A 16,743-nucleotide genomic window follows, 5' to 3' on the forward strand; every position below is an offset into this window, starting at 1 on the left:
ACCTGACTGATCTCTGCCTCAAGGTTGATAGTGCTCCCCTGCCATGGCTGCAAGGTCAGCTTGGGATGTTGTTGTAACATGCTCAGCGCGGTTTCCGGCGCTCTGAAGTTAACGAAAAGCTGCTTGCGGTTATCCAGGGTAGTGATGGCAGTCTGCTGGGTAATTCTATCGCCAATTTCAACATCGGTTAAGCCAACAACACCGTCAAAAGGCGCCCTGACAGTGCGATCTTCAAGTTCTGTTTCCGCCTCTGTCAACGCCACTTTAATCAGATCGCGTGCGGTCATTGCGTCATCTAACTGACTTTGGGGCACAGCCCCCTGTCGTCTGCTGGTTATCAGTCGCTCTAACGTTCGCTCTGCATCTGCGAGCTGGATCCTGGCCCGGTCTACTGCCACGCGCTGGCGCCGTGCATCGAGTTCCAGTAAAACATCGCCACGTTGCACTTTCTGGCCCGGCGCGAAATTAATTGCAGTCACTTTGTCAGCAACCGCCGGATAAATGACTACTGATTGCATGGCCTCAGCCGAACCAACGGCTTCAATCTGAGTACTGATACGTTCGAACTCTACCGGCATACTGATAACCTGTGCCGCTCGCCCTGCTCCGCGGTTCTGCGCCAAAGCGCTGAAACTGCCCATGCTCATTACTATTAATACGGCGAGGCATATCGCGTTTTGCCATGCTGTTGTCATGTACTTTCCCTTTCCGGCATATTCGCCGCTAGTTCACCGGACCAACCTGCAGCAAAAGCAGCGCTGTGCGCGTTAACAGGTGAGATCTGACCGACAGAAAAATGTCTTAATTAACGTTTAAGTTCAATATACGGTTTTTAGCCGATGATGATCACCAAACTCGCTCAATTGGCGACAGGCTGCGGTAATTTGAGTTAAGCGGTGCTAACACATCGACAGCATTGCATCTGACTGCTAGCATCGTTTAGCTTTTCCACTTACGCTCAGAGGCAACGCAATGGCAAACGCAACGGTCAGTATCAAGCATACTGCCTACTCCAATAAAGTTCGCTGGTTTATTTTTAGTCTTATTGTGCTAAGCGTTATGTTGTCCTGGAGCGGCATTATTGATCGCTATACTACTGCTTATATTGATGATGCTTTGGTTGAAGCCAGTTCTGCTTTTTTAATTGCCAGAGGCATGAATGCGCTAATTTCTTTTCTGCAATCTGTGACCTTTGAGTTCAGTGTTGGTGTCGGCGGCTCTGTTGGGGCTGGCGAGGTACTTGACCCATTAAACGACCTGGTTGAGCAATACTCCTCAGCAATGAAACTGGCTATTGGTTCGCTGGTGATCCAAAAAGTATTACTCGAGATTGTCAGCGATACGTTTTTTAAAATAATGCTGACCATTTCCGGGCTGCTTGTCGTGGTCAGCTCGTTAATACCTGGCGTATTCAGCTCCGGTTATTTTAACATGCTGCTGCTACGTTGCTTTCTAGCGCTATTGTTTCTGCGTTTTGCCCTGGTCATGGTTGTGGCGGCTAATGGCCTGGTCGATAACGCTTTTTTATATGATCGCACCCAGCAGCAAATGCATATTCTCGAATCAATTGAAGGCGTTCAGGACCAAGACAAGCAACTGATAAACCCGGCATTAACACGTGACCTTACTGCAGATATTTCAACCTTACAGCAACAACTGACAACTAACAGTCAAACCTTGCAAAAACTTAAGCAACAACAGCTGCAGGGGCAACAGGAGCTGGCTGGCCTGGAGCAACAATTAGATAGTCTGCTGCGGGAACTTGGGGTGTTACAGCGACTGAATTATCTTAAACCTGATCCCAGAGTTGAACAGTTAACGGCTAAACTAAAACAGCGGCGTGAAATGCAGCAACGCTGGCAGAATGAACAACAAAACCTGCTGCGCCAGCAAGCTGATATTCGCAACCAGATCCAGCTTGCCGAAATGGCATTAGAGGGAAAAACACCAGGTTTTTTTGCTGCTATTACTAACAGCTTTACGTCGCTTGGTGATGGTATAGCAGCAGTTAAGGAAGCCGTAAACCCGCGTCAGGTTTACCAGCTAAAACAGCGACTGGATAATGCCGTAACCAATATTCTCAATGTTATGGCATTGTTTATGTTAAAAACCCTGTTATTGCCACTGTTGTTTTTATATGTGCTAAAAAAGGGGTTCACGATAATCTGGCAAAGTAAGCCAGTAGTAATGTAACTTATTAGCCGCTACTATCTGCACCTTAATAAACCGGTGTAAGGATGTAAACCAATGTTGTATATGGTCATGTTAGGCGGCAGCCACCCGAAAGCAAATGTTGAACTGCATGATGTGGTTTTTGTTGCCGGTGATAACCTTGAACAAACCTATCCGCAATTACGAGCACTTTGGTTTGCCGAGCCCAAAGGACTGCATATTGATGCCTGGATGGCCATATCCGGGGTGGATCGTTTTGCAGTTACCCTAGCCGATACGCCTCAGAGCACAGGCCCTAAGTTATTTTTTATTAATTTAGGGGGTTATCTCAGCACCATATTCGGCGAAGAACACCGTTATTTCATGCTGGTTGCTGATAATAAAACACAGGCTAAGCAACTGGCAAAACAACAACTTAATCTTAAATGGGACAAACCTCACACCGATAATGTGTTTGAGGTGGAACAATGTGTGGCACTGGAGCGGGTCGGCGGGCGCTTTGTCCAGCTGCACCCGGCAGAGCATCAAGGGTGTTACTTTGAAAATGACTATATTGTCATTGGCTAAGTAAGTATAAAGTAACGGGTTACCAGCATGGGGGCATTACTGATAACCCGTTAAACACTATAACTTAGCTGCTTGCACTGCTTTTATCTGGTCTACCCAGTTTTTCACCCGACGCTCTAACACATTAAGTGGCAAGGCCCCACCGGTTAAAATGGTGTCGTGAAATTCACGGATATCAAAACGATCGCCTAATTCCTGCTCGGCATACTGGCGTAGTTCCAGAATTTTAATCATACCAATTTTGTAAGCTGTCGCTTGACCTGGCATCACGATATAGCGACGTACCTCAGACACAACTGCACCTTCAGCAATTGGGGTTTTCTCACGAAAATACTCTACAGCCTGCTGTTCGGTCCAGCCTTTGCTATGTAATCCGGTATCTACCACCAGACGCACTGCACGCCACATTTCGGTGATTAGCCTGCCAAAATCAGAATAGGGGTTCTGATAGGCGCCCATTTCTTTTGCCAGCAATTCAGCATATAACGCCCAGCCTTCTGAATAAACGGTAAACCGAGCCTGCGTACGGAAAGCGGGTACAGAGCTGAGTTCCTGCGCTATCGAAATTTGCATATGATGCCCGGGACTGCCCTCATGATAAGCAATGGCTTCCATTTCATTTTTTGGCATCGCGCGCATGTCAGACAAATGTGCGTAGTAAACGCCAGGTCGTGATCCATCCGGCGTGCCAGGAAAATAATGCTGTGCTGCCCCCGGTTGCTCACGAAACGGTTCTACCCGTTTAACCACCAGGCCAGCGTTCGGTAAGGTGCCAAAGAATTCAGGTAAACGGCTATTAATAAAATCCAGATATTGCTGTGAGTCATCAATATACGCTTGTCGACCGGCATCTGTATCCGGGTAATAAAACTGGTCGTCCGTTTTTATAAATGCAAAAAATGCCTGTAAATCACCAGGAAATCCCAGTTTCTCTTTGATGGCGGTCATTTCAGCGGTCAGTCTATCAACCTCATTTAAACCAATCTGATGAATTTCTTCTGCGGTTAAATCCGTAGTGGTTGATACTTTAAGTTGATGGTTATAGTAGGCTGTACCGTTTGCTTGTTTGCCAACCCCGGTAGCGACGGTGTCGGTATTTTCGATATCATCCTCTAACCATTGCTTCAGGCCACGATAAGCTGGTTTAAAATGCTGATCTAACGCTAACCTGGCTTCATTCGTAAGCTGCTTTGCCTGTTCATCACTCAGTTTGTCAGCGGCAATCAGGCTGTTAATTTTAGCCTTGGTATCAGCCCACAATGGGATGTCCCGCTCTGCATCCGTTAATGGAGCCCCCGATAGCAAGTTCTCTAATTGAGTTAGTACACCCTCATAAGCAAATTTTGGAGGACGAACCCCCTGCTCTGCGTTTTGCTGAGCCCGCGCCAATAAATCTGTTATCGCCTTACTTATCCCCTCAATGCGTGCAATATAAGCCTGCATATCTTCGGTATTTTCTACTTTGTGAAAATTAATCAAAATTTGCGGCAGTAAGGCATGGATCCCCTGCATTTGGGTAAAAATATATCTGTTTTGTCTGAATTTTGCGCCGGCCTTGGCCATTTCGTATTGATAGACCCAAACGTCATAGGACGTCTGAGCTTCCAGGTCCAGTTCATCATACACAAAGTTGGCTTTAAGTTCGGTAACGGATTGCTCCAACCACGCCAGTTGTTGCTGCTCAGCTGCCAGCGTAACATCATCAATTTGATCGTATTTGTCTTTTCGCCCCATAAAGGTCATCTGAATAGGGCTTTGCTGTAATTGTTGCTCGTACTTCTCTGCAAACCATTGGTTTAACCTTTCAGTCGTGGATACCTCGACCGCTTGCTGGCTGGTTGCTTGTTCAGTAGACACAGCTGAATTTGAGTTGCTTATGGTGTTTTCGGAGTTTGGGTTACAGCCAGTCAGGACACCGGCCATAGCGATAAATAGCAGAGATTTACGCATTATCATTCCTTATTAACGAGCAGAAATTAATTCCAGCGTACCGTTAATAAGGCAATGAGTCTAAAACTAAATGTAACAAGATTTATTTCGTTAAGGCAGTGATACAAAGTAGCTAACCACTAACGCGCTTATAATGCCGATACTGCGGCTTCCAGAAATTATCTTCAATTCGTTGCTGCAGTACGTTGTCATCAATTTCCAATGCTAAACCTTGTTGCTGAGCCACCTTAGCAACAGCAAATGCTATTTTTTTACTAAGTTCGGCCAGTGCAGTAAATGGCGGTAACAGCCCCCCTTTACCGGTGTTGGCTAACGGCGAGGTAGCTGCCAGGGTCTTGCTTGCTGCACGAAGCATTTCATCACTGATTAAACGCGCCTTAACCGCAATGACCCCCAGGCCAATACCCGGAAATATGTAACTATTATTACACTGCGCTATCAGATGTTGTTTGCCCTGATAGTCAACCGGAGCAAACGGGCTGCCGGTGGCGACAATCACTTCACCTTCAGTCCACTCTATAACCTGTTGCGGTGTAGCCTCGACCTGACGCGACGGGTTGCTTAATGGAAATATAATAGGTTTAGTGCAACCTTTTTTCATCGCCCGCACTACTTCTTCTGTAAATAAACCAGCCTGTCCTGATACCCCAATCAGTATATCAGGGGTGGCACAGTGCATAACGTCAAGTAAACTAGGATACTCACCACTAAAATTCCAGCTCCTAATGGCGTCAGTATTTTGGGTCAACGCCTGCTGAAAATCCCGTAAATGCGCCATAGTACTTGTCAGTAAACCTGCGCGGTCAACCATAAAAATTTGTTGTCTTGCTTGTTGTTCAGTGATGCCTTCTGCCACCATCTGACTGATCACTTGCTCGGCAATGCCACAGCCTGCAGAGCCTGCACCGACAAATACCACCTTCTGGCTACTAAGTTTAACGTTTTTACTTAAGCACGCTGCCAGCAAGGTGCCAACTGTTACGGCAGCAGTGCCCTGAATATCGTCATTGAAACAACAAATCTGCTCACGATAGCGCTGCAACAGTGGCATGGCGTTGGGCTGGGCAAAATCTTCAAATTGTAAAATAGCATCAGGCCAGCGGCGTTTAACCGCCTTGATAAACAGCTCGACAAATTCATTGTAGTCATCCTGACCAACTCGTTTATGGCGCAGCCCCATGTACATTGGGTCATTTAACAGTTTTTCATTATTTGTACCGACATCCAGCATCACGGGCAAGGTGTAGGCGGGGCTTATGCCACCACAGGCAGTATACAGAGACAGTTTACCAATCGATATCCCCATCCCTCCAATGCCTTGATCCCCCAGCCCCAGCACACGTTCGCCGTCCGTTACCACAATAACTTTGACTTTTGCTTTGGTGGCATTGCGCAAAATATCATCAAGATTATACCTATCTTCAAAACTGATAAATAAACCACGGGCACTACGATAAATATCCGAAAACTGCTCACACGCATCGCCGACGGTTGGAGTATAAATAATCGGGATCATTTCTTCTAAATGTTGCTGTACCAGCCGGTAAAACAATGTTTCATTGTTGTCCTGAATAGCCCGCAGGTAAATGTGCTTGTTTATAGCGGTATCAAAACTTTTATATTGCATATAAGCCCGGCTAACCTGCTCTTCTATCGTTTCAAACCGGGGTGGTAACAAGCCGGTCAGGTTGAATACGGCCCGCTCCTCTTTGCTAAAGGCACTGCCCTTATTCAAAAGCGGTGTTTCTAATAAGGCTGAGCCGGAATAGGCGGTATATAACGAGGCTTTAACTTTTGCTTCAGGCATAACAATGTTCCAAATAATAGCGCCGGCACTGCAGACAGTGCCGGTAAAAGAATGGATTAATAAATAGTGCTGATACGTGGGTTTAACACAGACAGGATAAATAAACCTTCGGTATTACAAAAATCGATAGCCTTAATCAAGTCGGCTTGTTCCAGATGTAATAGCTCTAACACAAAAGGGTCAATCAACGATTTAATACTGTAAAGATCAGGATGTTGATTAGCGAGAGCCATACGCACTGCAAGATAACTGATTAAGATATCAGGCTCTGCTGCATTAAACTGTGTGCTGTGCTGACGGGTCAGAGGTTCTACAATACTGTCAGGTAACTGCCACAGGTTTAACAGTTCGCCGCCACATGCGGCATAAGTAAACCCCAGGATAGTTTGCTGTAACTGCCAGGGTTTCACTTCATCGTTGTAGTGTTGACAAAGCGCAGCACTGTCTGGCGCTTGTTGCATAACGACTAGCTCACCAATATTGTGTAATAAGCCAGTAACGTAGAGCCGATCAGGTTGTCGCAAACCGCAAAAGTTTGCCAGATATTTGCCAATCAGTGCAGCATTAATACTCTGCTCCCAAAAACGCTCTAAATCAATGGAAGCTGAGCCTAACTTACTGCATGCAGAGCTGACGGCGATACTGACTACCAGATTATATAATTGAGCTTTTCCTAATACCAACAGCGCTTTACTAACGGATTCAACTTGGTAGGGCAAGCGATAGACAGCACTGTTAGCCAACTTTAATAGTTTTGAAGTGAGTACAGGGTCAAGTAAAATGACCTCAGCGATGTCGTCCAGACTGGCTGTTTCCGATTCCATTAGTTCTTTCACGCGAAGGTAGCTATCTGGAAAAACAAATAAATCGACAGCGTGTTGCGCATATTGCAAGGCGTTCATCGGGGACATCTCCGGTTGGGTCTATCAGCACCAAAAGCATCTGACGCTTTTAAGTGTTACTGCTGGCGCTGATTTTACAAGTTTTTGCCGGAAAAACTTAGTACTTTTTAATGACATTACTATTAAAGGCTTATTTTAAAAGAATATGGATAAAAAAACAGCGCCGCAGCGCTGTTTTTTTGTGAGTTACAACGTAATACGTTACAACAGTCTATGCAACCAGACTACGTAGCATCCAGGCTGTTTTTTCATGTACCGTCATTCGTTGCGTTAGCAGATCCAGGCTGACTTCATCTGAGGCCTTATCCGCCACCGGAACAATTGAACGTGCGGTTTTCGCTATGGCTTCCTGTCCCTTCACCAAATCTTTAATCATATCCTCCGCAGTTGGAATACCGTCCGCCTCTTTGATACTGGTCAGTTTAGCAAATTCTTTATAAGAACCCGGAGCGAATTCTCCTAATGCCCGGATCCGTTCAGCAATTTCATCTACCGCCAGCGCCAGTTCATTATACTGAGTTTCAAACAGCGTATGCAGTGTCTGAAACATCGGCCCGGTTACGTTCCAGTGGTAATTATGCGTTTTAAGATACAAGGTATAGGTGTCGGCAAGTAACACTGCCAACCCTTCACAAATGGCTTTACGTTCGTTCTCTTCAATACCAATATTGACTTTCATACTGACGTCTCCTGTTAACTAAGTGTCTAAATACAACACGATAACAATGAGATGGGGCTGGAGCGCAAAAAAACAAGCCGGTAACATAACGCGTTACCGGCTGTGAGTATAACGAGTAGCTTAAACCGTGCGAAATCAGCCGGCCTGAGCAGTTAGATATTCTTCGTAGGTACCAACAAAATTGCGAATATCCTGATTGGTTATCTCAATAATCCGACTGGCCAGCGATGACACAAACTCCCGATCGTGGCTGACAAAAATCAGGGTGCCTTTGAAGTGTTCCAACGCCATATTTAATGACTCGATAGATTCCATATCCAGGTGGTTAGTGGGCTCATCCATCACCAGAATGTTAGGCCGCTGCAGCATCAGCTTACCAAACAGCATTCTGCCCTTCTCGCCACCTGATAGTACTTTCACCGATTTTTTAATTTCATCCTGTGAGAATAGTAAGCGACCTAAAATACCGCGAATAGCCTGCTCGTCATCTGACGGCTGCTTCCATTGACTCATCCAGTCAAATAAACTCATGGCCTCAGAAAATTCATGAGCATGGTCCTGTGCGTAATAGCCTATTTTGACATTTTCAGACCATTTCACCACACCGGACTCCGGCTTCAGATCACCCATCAAACATTTTAATAGCGTGGTTTTACCGATACCGTTGGCACCTAAAATAGCGACTTTTTCGCCAACCTCTACCGTCAAATTAAGATTTTTAAGCAGATGCAGCTCAGCAAAGCTTTTGTTAAGCCCATCTACTTCCAGTGCCAAGCGATAAAGTTGCTTTTGCTGCTCAAAGCGGATAAACGGATTTACCCGACTGGAAGCCTTTACTTCTTCTAATTGAATTTTATCAATTTGTTTAGCACGTGATGTTGCTTGCTTGGCTTTAGAGGCGTTAGCCGAGAATCGGCTGACAAAGGTTTGCAGCTCGGCTATTTGTGCTTTTTTCTTAGCATTGTCAGACAATAACCGCTCGCGGGCCTGCGTTGCGGCGAACATATATTCGTCGTAATTTCCCGGATACAACCGCAGTTCACCGTAGTCGAGGTCGGCCATATGAGTACAGACGCTATTTAAGAAGTGCCGATCATGCGAAATAATGACCATGGTGCTGTTACGCTCTGCCAATACATTTTCTAACCAGCGAATGGTATTGATGTCCAGGTTGTTAGTTGGCTCGTCCAACAACATAATTTCCGGATCGGCAAATAATACCTGGGCCAATAACACCCTTAATTTGAAGCCTGGAGCAATAGCAGACATAGGCCCAAAATGTTGCTCAACCGGTATCCCTACACCAATTAATAATTCGCCGGCGCGCGACTCCGCGGTGTAACCATCCATTTCACCAAATGCCACCTCTAAGTCGGCTACTTTCATGCCGTCTTCTTCGCTCATCTCGCTGCTACCGTAGATACGGTCACGCTCTTCCTTGACGGCCCACAATTCGTTGTGGCCCATAATCACCGTATCGATAACAGAATACTGTTCAAAGGCAAACTGATCCTGATGCAATTTTGCGACGCGATGATTTGGTTCAACAAAAACATTCCCCGCAGTCGGCTCTAATTCGCGACTGAGAATTTTCATAAATGTTGATTTACCACAACCATTGGCCCCGATCAGACCATAACGGTTACCCTCACCGAATTTAATGGAAATGTTTTCGAACAACGGCTTGGCGCCGAATTGCATTGTAATATTGGCAGTTGAGATCACTAAAAGGTCCGCTACAGATTGTACTGGATGAAAAAGGTGCGCCACTATACGCGCTTTGTCCTTTAAATTCAAAAAAACCGGCACAACTGCCGGTCTTTTTCGATTTTAATCAGCGACTGCTGCAGGCAACAATTAACTGTCCTGACTTGCCCTTTCAACCGCAACCCGGGTTAATTCTGTAATCATAAACCAGTTTTTTTCGCTCACTGCAGTATCCGGGACTATCCAGGACCCACCGACACAGCTGACATTAGGTAATGCCAGATATTCCAGGTAATTCTTTTCATTGATCCCACCCGTAGGGCAGAATCGGATATCAGAAAACGGGCCGTAAATGGATTTTAAAGTTTTTACGCCGCCGGCAGCTTCCGCCGGGAAGAACTTAAAATGGGTATACCCCAGACCCGTACCTTCCATAAGCTCAGAAATACTGGCGATGCCTGGGATCAGTGGGATCACTGAGTCTTTACCTGCCTGCAGTAGTTCCCTGGTCAGACCGGGGCTAATGGCAAATTTCGCGCCTGCAGCAATAACCTGCTCTAACTGCGCGGCAGTAGTTACCGTGCCAGCGCCAACGATCGCTTCGGGCACTTGTTCCGCCAGCAACTTGATAGCATCCAGTGCTACCGGCGTTCGTAATGTTACTTCTAGAACCTTAATACCACCGGCTAACAGCGCTTTTGCCATCGGCACGGCGTCAGCCAGATCTTTAATTACAATAACCGGAACTACTGCACCTTGTGCAAATAATTCAGCAGGTTGGAGCTGCCAATTTTCAAATGCCATAGATTAACTCGCCAAAGATTGTTTTAAGTAAACTGCTGCACCAAGTAAACCTGGCTGGGGAGCAGTCACGATATAAGTGGCGATCTGGCGATTAAACGCACTAAACCGACCTTTTGCTTCAAAACGGGTTCTGAAATCACTTGCAGCCATAAGAGGCAATAATTTCGGGGTGATCCCCCCGGCAACATATACGCCACCAAAGGTACTGAGCGTCAGTGCTAAGTCACCGGCAATACTGCCAAGGCTGGCAAAAAACTGGGCTACTGTTGCGCTGGCAAGTTCAGAAGTTCCCTCCAGTGCCAGGCTGCCAATTTCACCGGCCGATAACGGGGCAACGTCCAGTTGGCGATGCAATGCCAGCGCGCGGTATATAGCCTCAAGCCCGGGACCTGATAACACCCGCTCTGGGGAGACATGGCCATATTCTTTACGCAGCATCTGCTGAATGAACCATTCCTGCTCTGTCTGAGGAGCCCAGTCAACGTGGCCACCTTCACCGGGTAATGGGATAAACTGGTCATTGACACTGATTAGATGGGCAACACCCAAGCCGGTGCCGGCACCCAGCACGGCCATCGGCAGTGCTGGTTGAACAGTGCCGCTACCAATTTGCACCTTATCGTTTTTTGTTAAGGCCGGCAGGCTCATCGCAACAGCGGTAAAATCATTCATCACCAGCAAACGTTTTAATCCAAGCTGTTGCTGCATCGCGCTAACCGAAAAATTCCAGTGAAAATTGGTCATGCTAACTGAATCACCGGTAACCGGGCAGGCAATGGCAATAGCAACATGCTTTAAATCGCTAAGCTGCTGCTCTTGCTGATAATGCACCAGTGCATCAGCCAGACTGGCAAACGTTGCGCAGGGATACACCGCGACCTTATCCAGGTTTAAACTATTGAGGTTTACCCGGCTGAAGCGGGCATTGGTGCCACCAATATCAGCAACAATAGCGTAATCAACGGTGTTAGCCATGCAAATGTTCCTCAGTCACAAATAAACTGCAAGCACCCTGCTCTGCACCACTCAATTGCGCGCGCATTGCGCCGAACATTTCCCGGCCCATACCATAAAAATTATGACTTAAATCGGCTTGAGCCTGCTCTCGGGCGTTAAATTCAGCCTCATCAACTAACACTTCAAGCTTGCCGCTGTTACCGTCTACCAGAATCATATCACCGGTTTTAATCCGGCCGATGGCGCCGCCATCTACTGCCTCTGGTGTGACATGAATTGCCGCAGGCACTTTACCTGATGCACCGGACATTCGGCCATCTGTAACCAACGCCACTTTAAAGCCTCTGTCCTGCAGTACGCCCAGTGGTGGCGTTAATTTATGCAGCTCTGGCATGCCACAGGCTTTAGGCCCCTGAAACCTGACAACTACTATACAATCTTTATTAAGCTCACCAGCTTTAAAAGCTGCATCCAGCTCATGTTGACTCTGGAAAACTACAGCTGGCGCTTTTATGACCTCAGTGCCGTCTCTCAGCGCTGAGGTTTTTAAAATTGCCCGTCCGATATTGCCCGACAGCACTTCTAAGCCGCCATGAGTTTTAAACGGTTTCGCCACTGATGCCAGTACATCAGGGTCAAGTGATTGATCTGGCGCATCCACCCAATGCAGTGTGCCATCTTTGAGCAGCGGTTGCTGGGTGTAGCGACGCAGGCCTGGCCCGGCAATAGTCTGAACATCTTCATGCAGTAAGCCGGCATCCAGCAACTCGCGGATCAACAACGCCATGCCGCCAGCATGCTGAAAATGATTGATATCGGCCTGACCATTTGGGTATATCCGCGTTAGTAACGGCGTCGCCGCAGATAACTCGGCAAAATCATCCCAGTTAACAATATAACCTGCAGCACGGGCTACCGCGACCAGATGCATAGTATGGTTTGTCGAGCCGCCGGTTGCTAACAAGCCGACAATACCATTCACTATAGCCTTAGCATCAACCAACTTACCAATCGGTAAATAGTTATTACCCAGTTGGGTTAATCGCGTTACCTGACGCGCAGCAGCTTTGGTCAGCTCATCACGCAAGGCACTGCCCGGATTAACGAAAGATGAACCCGGTAAATGCAATCCCATCATCTCAACCACTAACTGGTTCGAGTTTGCCGTGCCATAAAAGGTACATGTTCCAGCAGAATGGTAAGAGGCAGACTCAGCCTCTAACAATTCCTCTTTCCCCACTTTGCCTTCAGCAAATAGCTGACGAACCCGGGCTTTTTCTTTGTTAGGTATACCAGACGGCATTGGCCCTGCAGGCACAAATACAAAGGGTAAGTGACCAAAACTTAACGCAGACAACAGCAAGCCCGGGACAATTTTGTCGCAAATTCCCAGCATCATGCCGCCATCAAACATATTGTGGGAAAGTGCAACAGCGGCTGACATTGCAATAACATCACGGCTTAGTAAGCTAAGCTCCATTCCTGGCTGGCCCTGAGTCACCCCGTCACACATTGCCGGCACACCTCCGGCAAACTGCGCAACACTGCCGACTTCATTTACAGCTTGCTTAATAATTGCAGGGTAGCTTTCATATGGCTGGTGTGCAGATAGCATGTCGTTGTATGACGACACAATAGCGATATTTGCTTTTGTTAAGCTACGAAGATCCGCTTTATCTTGTTTATTACACGCTGCAAAACCATGAGCCAAGTTACCGCAGCTCAAAACGCCGCGATGAGGGCCGTTCTGCCCAGCCTCTTCTATCCGTGCCAGGTAAATAGCCCGGCTTTTGCTGCTGCGGGCAATAATACGGTCGGTAACCCGTTGAATAACAGGATTCATAACACTTCCTCTAATTAGCTGCGTACATAACGGCCACATCTACATCTGGCTGTTGCAAAATAGCCCGGATTGGCATGCTGGTGACATCGGTACCGGCCTGAGCAGCCTTTAGCACGGCTAGCTTTCCTGGACCGACAAGATGGATAAACAGATGTTGCGTATCAAGCAGCCTGGGCAAACTTAACGAGATGCGCTGAAACGGCGCTGTTGTTGGATTAACGGCTAACAAAGCGGGTGCATCAGCGCAAAGACCTGCATTCAGTTCGGCACTGCACGGAAACAGTGACGCGGTATGGCCATCTTCTCCCATACCCAGAATTACGGCATCAAAGCAGGGTAATGAGGCGATTCGCGGAAGCACCTTTGCAATCGACTCTTCGGCGGTCGATGCGCTGGCGTACAAACTGATAAATTCGGCTTTTGCCGCTTTTGCTTTTAGTAAATTCGCTTTAACAAGACGTTCATTACTGTCGGAGGCGTCAACCGGTACAAAACGCTCATCTGCCAGCAAAATAGTAACGTTTTGCCATGCCAGCTCAGCCTCTGACAATGCATTAAACAAAGCAGTAGGTGTACGCCCACCAGATACCACCAGATATGCCCGGCCGCGCTCGGCAATGGCTTCCTTTAGCAAGGTTACCAAACGTTTCGCAAAATCCTCGTTCAGTGCATCAGTGTCGTTGTATTGATGAAATTGCATAGTTTTATTCCGTTATTCGTCCCAGTTCCGCTCGTCACGTGCCAGCATAGAAATGGCAGCAACCGGGCCCCAGGTGCCGGCTTGATAAGTTTTAGCTGGCTCATTGTTGTTTTTCCAGGCGTTAAGAATACCATCAACCCACTGCCAGGCCTGCTCTACTTCATCGCGGCGAACAAACAAATACTGATTACCCAACATCGCTTCCAGTAATAAACGCTCATATGCATCGGCTATGCGCTGAGATTTGAAGGTTTCATCGAAACTCAAATCAAGTTTACTTTGCTGCAGGCGCATGTGTTCACCCAGGCCCGGGATCTTGTTCATTACCTGCACTTCCACCCCTTCATCGGGCTGCAGACGAATAATCAATTTATTGGCGGGCAATTCATTATAGGTTTCATGAAAAATGTTGTGTGGTTGTGGTTTAAAACAAATAACAACTTCACTGTGTTTTTTAGGCATGCGTTTACCAGTACGCAAATAAAATGGCACGCCAGCCCAACGCCAATTATCAATATCGACCTTGATCGCAACAAAGGTTTCAGTGCGGCTGCCCGAGCGTGCACCCTCTTCTTCCAGATAGCCCGGTACCTGCTTGCCGGCCACAAAACCGCTGGCATATTGACCCCGAACGGTTTTCTCCTGGACGTTGCTACTATCAATCCGGCGTAACGCTTTAAGTACTTTAAGTTTTTCGTCACGAATACTGTCTGCATCTAATCTGGCGGGAGGTTCCATAGCGATCAACGACAGCACCTGTAATAAATGATTTTGCACCATGTCACGCATCTGACCGGCATCATCGTAGTAACTCCAGCGGCCCTCTACTCCAACTTCTTCTGCAACCGTAATCTGCACATGATCTATGGCATTGTGATCCCAGTTCGACGCAAATATGGCGTTCGCAAAGCGCAAAGCCAGCAGGTTAAGTACTGTTTCTTTCCCCAGGTAGTGATCAATCCGGTAAATCTGACATTCTTTAAAATGTGCCGCTACCTGATCATTGATAACAATAGAAGACGCTAGGTCATGGCCAATGGGTTTTTCCAGCACTACTCTTGATGGTTCTGCTGCCAAGCCTGCAGCAGCCAGCCCTTTGCATAAATCGCCAAATAATGCCGGTGGCGTTGCGAAATAACTCACTGGTGTGCGTTTTGTGGCGTCAACCAGTTTTCCGAGTTTCTGATAGTCACTGGTTTGGGTTAAATCCAGCTGCACATATACCAGCCGTGCACAAAGTTGCTGCCAGACCGTCTCATCTAAGGTTTCTTTTTTCAGAAACTTTGTCAGGTTAGTTTTAACCATCTCAAGGTAAACGTCATTATCCATGGCATCGCGGGCCACACCGATAATTCTTGTGTCAGCAGCCAGCAAACCCGCTTTTTCAAGTTGGTACAAGGCCGGTAATAGCTTACGACGGGCTAAATCACCTTTAGTGCCGAATAAAATGAGATCGCAGGCGCTATTCTGGGCATTTTGTGCTGTTGTTGTCATGTCTTACCCTTGCAATAATACGTAATTTTACAACACTTAAGCCATACTAACGCGGCAAAATGGCGCTGTAAACCTGATTTGTTGTAATTTAATTACACTATAACTTATATTTTGACTAATCTTACATATTAAGGCAGCCTTAGCAATGTAATTACAGTTTTGTGGTAAATTTAATACTGTTTTGTCGACCAGCTTGGTGTATAACCAAACAGGCAACAACTTTTGTTTTCTTAGTAACTCTTACAGATCAGGAATTAGCGGATGAATGTACTGGAAAAAATCGTAGGTAGTGTTACCAGCTTCAGCAAGTCTGAGCGTAAGGTTGCTGATGTTATTCTGGCTAATCCACAAATTACCATACATAGTAGTATAGCAGCACTGGCTAAAATGGCCGATGTCAGTGAGCCTACCGTTAATCGCTTCTGCCGGCGCCTTGATACTAAAGGCTTTCCTGATTTTAAATTGCATCTAGCACAAAGCCTGGCCAATGGTACGCCATACGTAAACCGCCACGTAGAAGAAGAGGACGGCCCTGAGGCTTACACTGCTAAAATTTTTGAGTCTACGATGGCAGCGTTAGATACTGCGAGGCAACGTGTTGATATTAATACTATTAACCGTGCTGTTGATGTATTAACCCAAGCTAAAAAAATCTCTTTTTTTGGCCTGGGTGCATCGGCATCTGTTGCCCACGATGCCCAGAATAAGTTTTTTCGCTTTAATGTTCCCGTAGTATGTTTCGATGACATCGTGATGCAGCGGATGTCGGCAATCAACAGTTCAGATGGTGATGTGGTGGTGTGTATCAGCCATACCGGACGGACTAAAAACCTTTGTGATATTGCCGCCATTGCCCGGGAAAACGATGCCACCGTTATTGGAATTACTGCCTACGACAGTCCGCTGGCGCGGGAATGTACTCTGGTGCTGTCTTTAGATGTACCGGAAGATACTGACATGTATATGCCAATGGCCTCACGAGTGGCGCAACTGGTTCTGATTGATATTCTGGCGACAGGCTTTACCTTACGCCGGGGCAGTAAATTCCGTGAAAACCTGAAAAAAGTTAAAGACAGCCTGCGTGGTTCACGCTTTGAAAAGAAAGACTTTAACAATTAAAAAGATCAACTAACCCGTCAACAGGTTGGGCAACTGCACCAA

General features: G+C 46.8%; 14 protein-coding genes. 3 read left to right on the top strand and 11 right to left on the bottom strand.

Translation table 11 applies throughout. The features are described 5' to 3' along the window. On the bottom strand, positions 1 to 695 hold a 695-nt coding region (locus ABY802_RS06325), incomplete at its 3' end, for an efflux RND transporter periplasmic adaptor subunit (protein WP_372626183.1). Positions 696 to 972: 277 nt separating this feature from the next. Between ABY802_RS06325 and ABY802_RS06330 the strand changes: the two genes are divergently transcribed. Together ABY802_RS06330 and ABY802_RS06335 are read left to right on the top strand one after the other, a co-directional pair. Beyond that, the gene (locus ABY802_RS06330) at positions 973 to 2,193 is read left to right on the top strand and encodes a hypothetical protein (RefSeq protein ID WP_372626184.1); all 1,221 of its coding nucleotides are present in this window, start codon (positions 973 to 975) and stop codon (positions 2,191 to 2,193) included. 54 nt (positions 2,194 to 2,247) lie between these two features. Continuing rightward, positions 2,248 to 2,739 (top strand): DUF1543 domain-containing protein, encoded by a 492-nt coding sequence (locus ABY802_RS06335; protein ID WP_372626185.1) that lies wholly within the window; start codon positions 2,248 to 2,250, stop codon positions 2,737 to 2,739. A 57-nt stretch (positions 2,740 to 2,796) separates the two neighbouring features. Here ABY802_RS06335 and ABY802_RS06340 read toward each other — a convergent pair whose 3' ends face one another. The 10 genes from ABY802_RS06340 to zwf all read right to left on the bottom strand — a co-directional run bounded on the left by ABY802_RS06340 (position 2,797) and on the right by zwf (position 15,582). Beyond that, entirely contained in the window at positions 2,797 to 4,689 is a 1,893-nt protein-coding gene (locus ABY802_RS06340; protein ID WP_372626186.1) for a DUF885 family protein, read from the bottom strand. 112 nt (positions 4,690 to 4,801) lie between these two features. Continuing rightward, positions 4,802 to 6,496: an NAD-dependent malic enzyme gene (locus tag ABY802_RS06345; RefSeq protein ID WP_372626187.1), complete on the bottom strand. Its 1,695-nt coding sequence runs from the start codon at positions 6,494 to 6,496 to the stop codon at positions 4,802 to 4,804. A 56-nt stretch (positions 6,497 to 6,552) separates the two neighbouring features. Further along, the gene (locus ABY802_RS06350) at positions 6,553 to 7,398 is read right to left on the bottom strand and encodes an HDOD domain-containing protein (protein WP_372626188.1); all 846 of its coding nucleotides are present in this window, start codon (positions 7,396 to 7,398) and stop codon (positions 6,553 to 6,555) included. 211 nt (positions 7,399 to 7,609) lie between these two features. Beyond that, positions 7,610 to 8,077 carry a Dps family protein gene (locus ABY802_RS06355; RefSeq protein WP_372626189.1) on the bottom strand — a complete coding sequence of 156 codons (468 nt, stop codon included), beginning with the start codon at positions 8,075 to 8,077 and terminating at the stop codon, positions 7,610 to 7,612. 135 nt (positions 8,078 to 8,212) lie between these two features. Then, a complete protein-coding gene (locus ABY802_RS06360; protein WP_372626190.1) occupies positions 8,213 to 9,802 on the bottom strand; it encodes an ABC-F family ATPase in 1,590 nt (529 codons plus the stop codon). Positions 9,803 to 9,934: 132 nt separating this feature from the next. Next, positions 9,935 to 10,588 carry a bifunctional 4-hydroxy-2-oxoglutarate aldolase/2-dehydro-3-deoxy-phosphogluconate aldolase gene (locus tag ABY802_RS06365; protein ID WP_372626191.1) on the bottom strand — a complete coding sequence of 218 codons (654 nt, stop codon included), beginning with the start codon at positions 10,586 to 10,588 and terminating at the stop codon, positions 9,935 to 9,937. 3 nt (positions 10,589 to 10,591) lie between these two features. After that, positions 10,592 to 11,563, bottom strand: a complete 972-nt coding sequence (locus ABY802_RS06370; protein ID WP_372626192.1) for a glucokinase — start codon at positions 11,561 to 11,563, stop codon at positions 10,592 to 10,594. Continuing rightward, entirely contained in the window at positions 11,556 to 13,388 is a 1,833-nt protein-coding gene (gene edd / locus ABY802_RS06375; RefSeq protein ID WP_372626193.1) for a phosphogluconate dehydratase, read from the bottom strand. Before edd ends, ABY802_RS06370 begins: the two co-directional genes overlap by 8 nt. 10 nt (positions 13,389 to 13,398) lie before the next feature. Next, positions 13,399 to 14,088 carry a 6-phosphogluconolactonase gene (gene pgl / locus ABY802_RS06380; RefSeq protein ID WP_372626194.1) on the bottom strand — a complete coding sequence of 230 codons (690 nt, stop codon included), beginning with the start codon at positions 14,086 to 14,088 and terminating at the stop codon, positions 13,399 to 13,401. 12 nt (positions 14,089 to 14,100) lie between these two features. Continuing rightward, positions 14,101 to 15,582: a glucose-6-phosphate dehydrogenase gene (gene zwf / locus ABY802_RS06385; protein ID WP_372626195.1), complete on the bottom strand. Its 1,482-nt coding sequence runs from the start codon at positions 15,580 to 15,582 to the stop codon at positions 14,101 to 14,103. 261 nt (positions 15,583 to 15,843) lie between these two features. Here zwf and ABY802_RS06390 point away from each other — a divergent pair, with 261 nt between their 5' ends. Continuing rightward, positions 15,844 to 16,701, top strand: coding sequence for a MurR/RpiR family transcriptional regulator (locus tag ABY802_RS06390; protein ID WP_372626196.1), 858 nt, complete (start codon positions 15,844 to 15,846; stop codon positions 16,699 to 16,701). Positions 16,702 to 16,743: the final 42 nt, after the last annotated feature.

The organism is Arsukibacterium sp. (assembly GCF_041616895.1).
Taxonomy (GTDB): Bacteria; Pseudomonadota; Gammaproteobacteria; order Enterobacterales; family Alteromonadaceae; genus Alishewanella.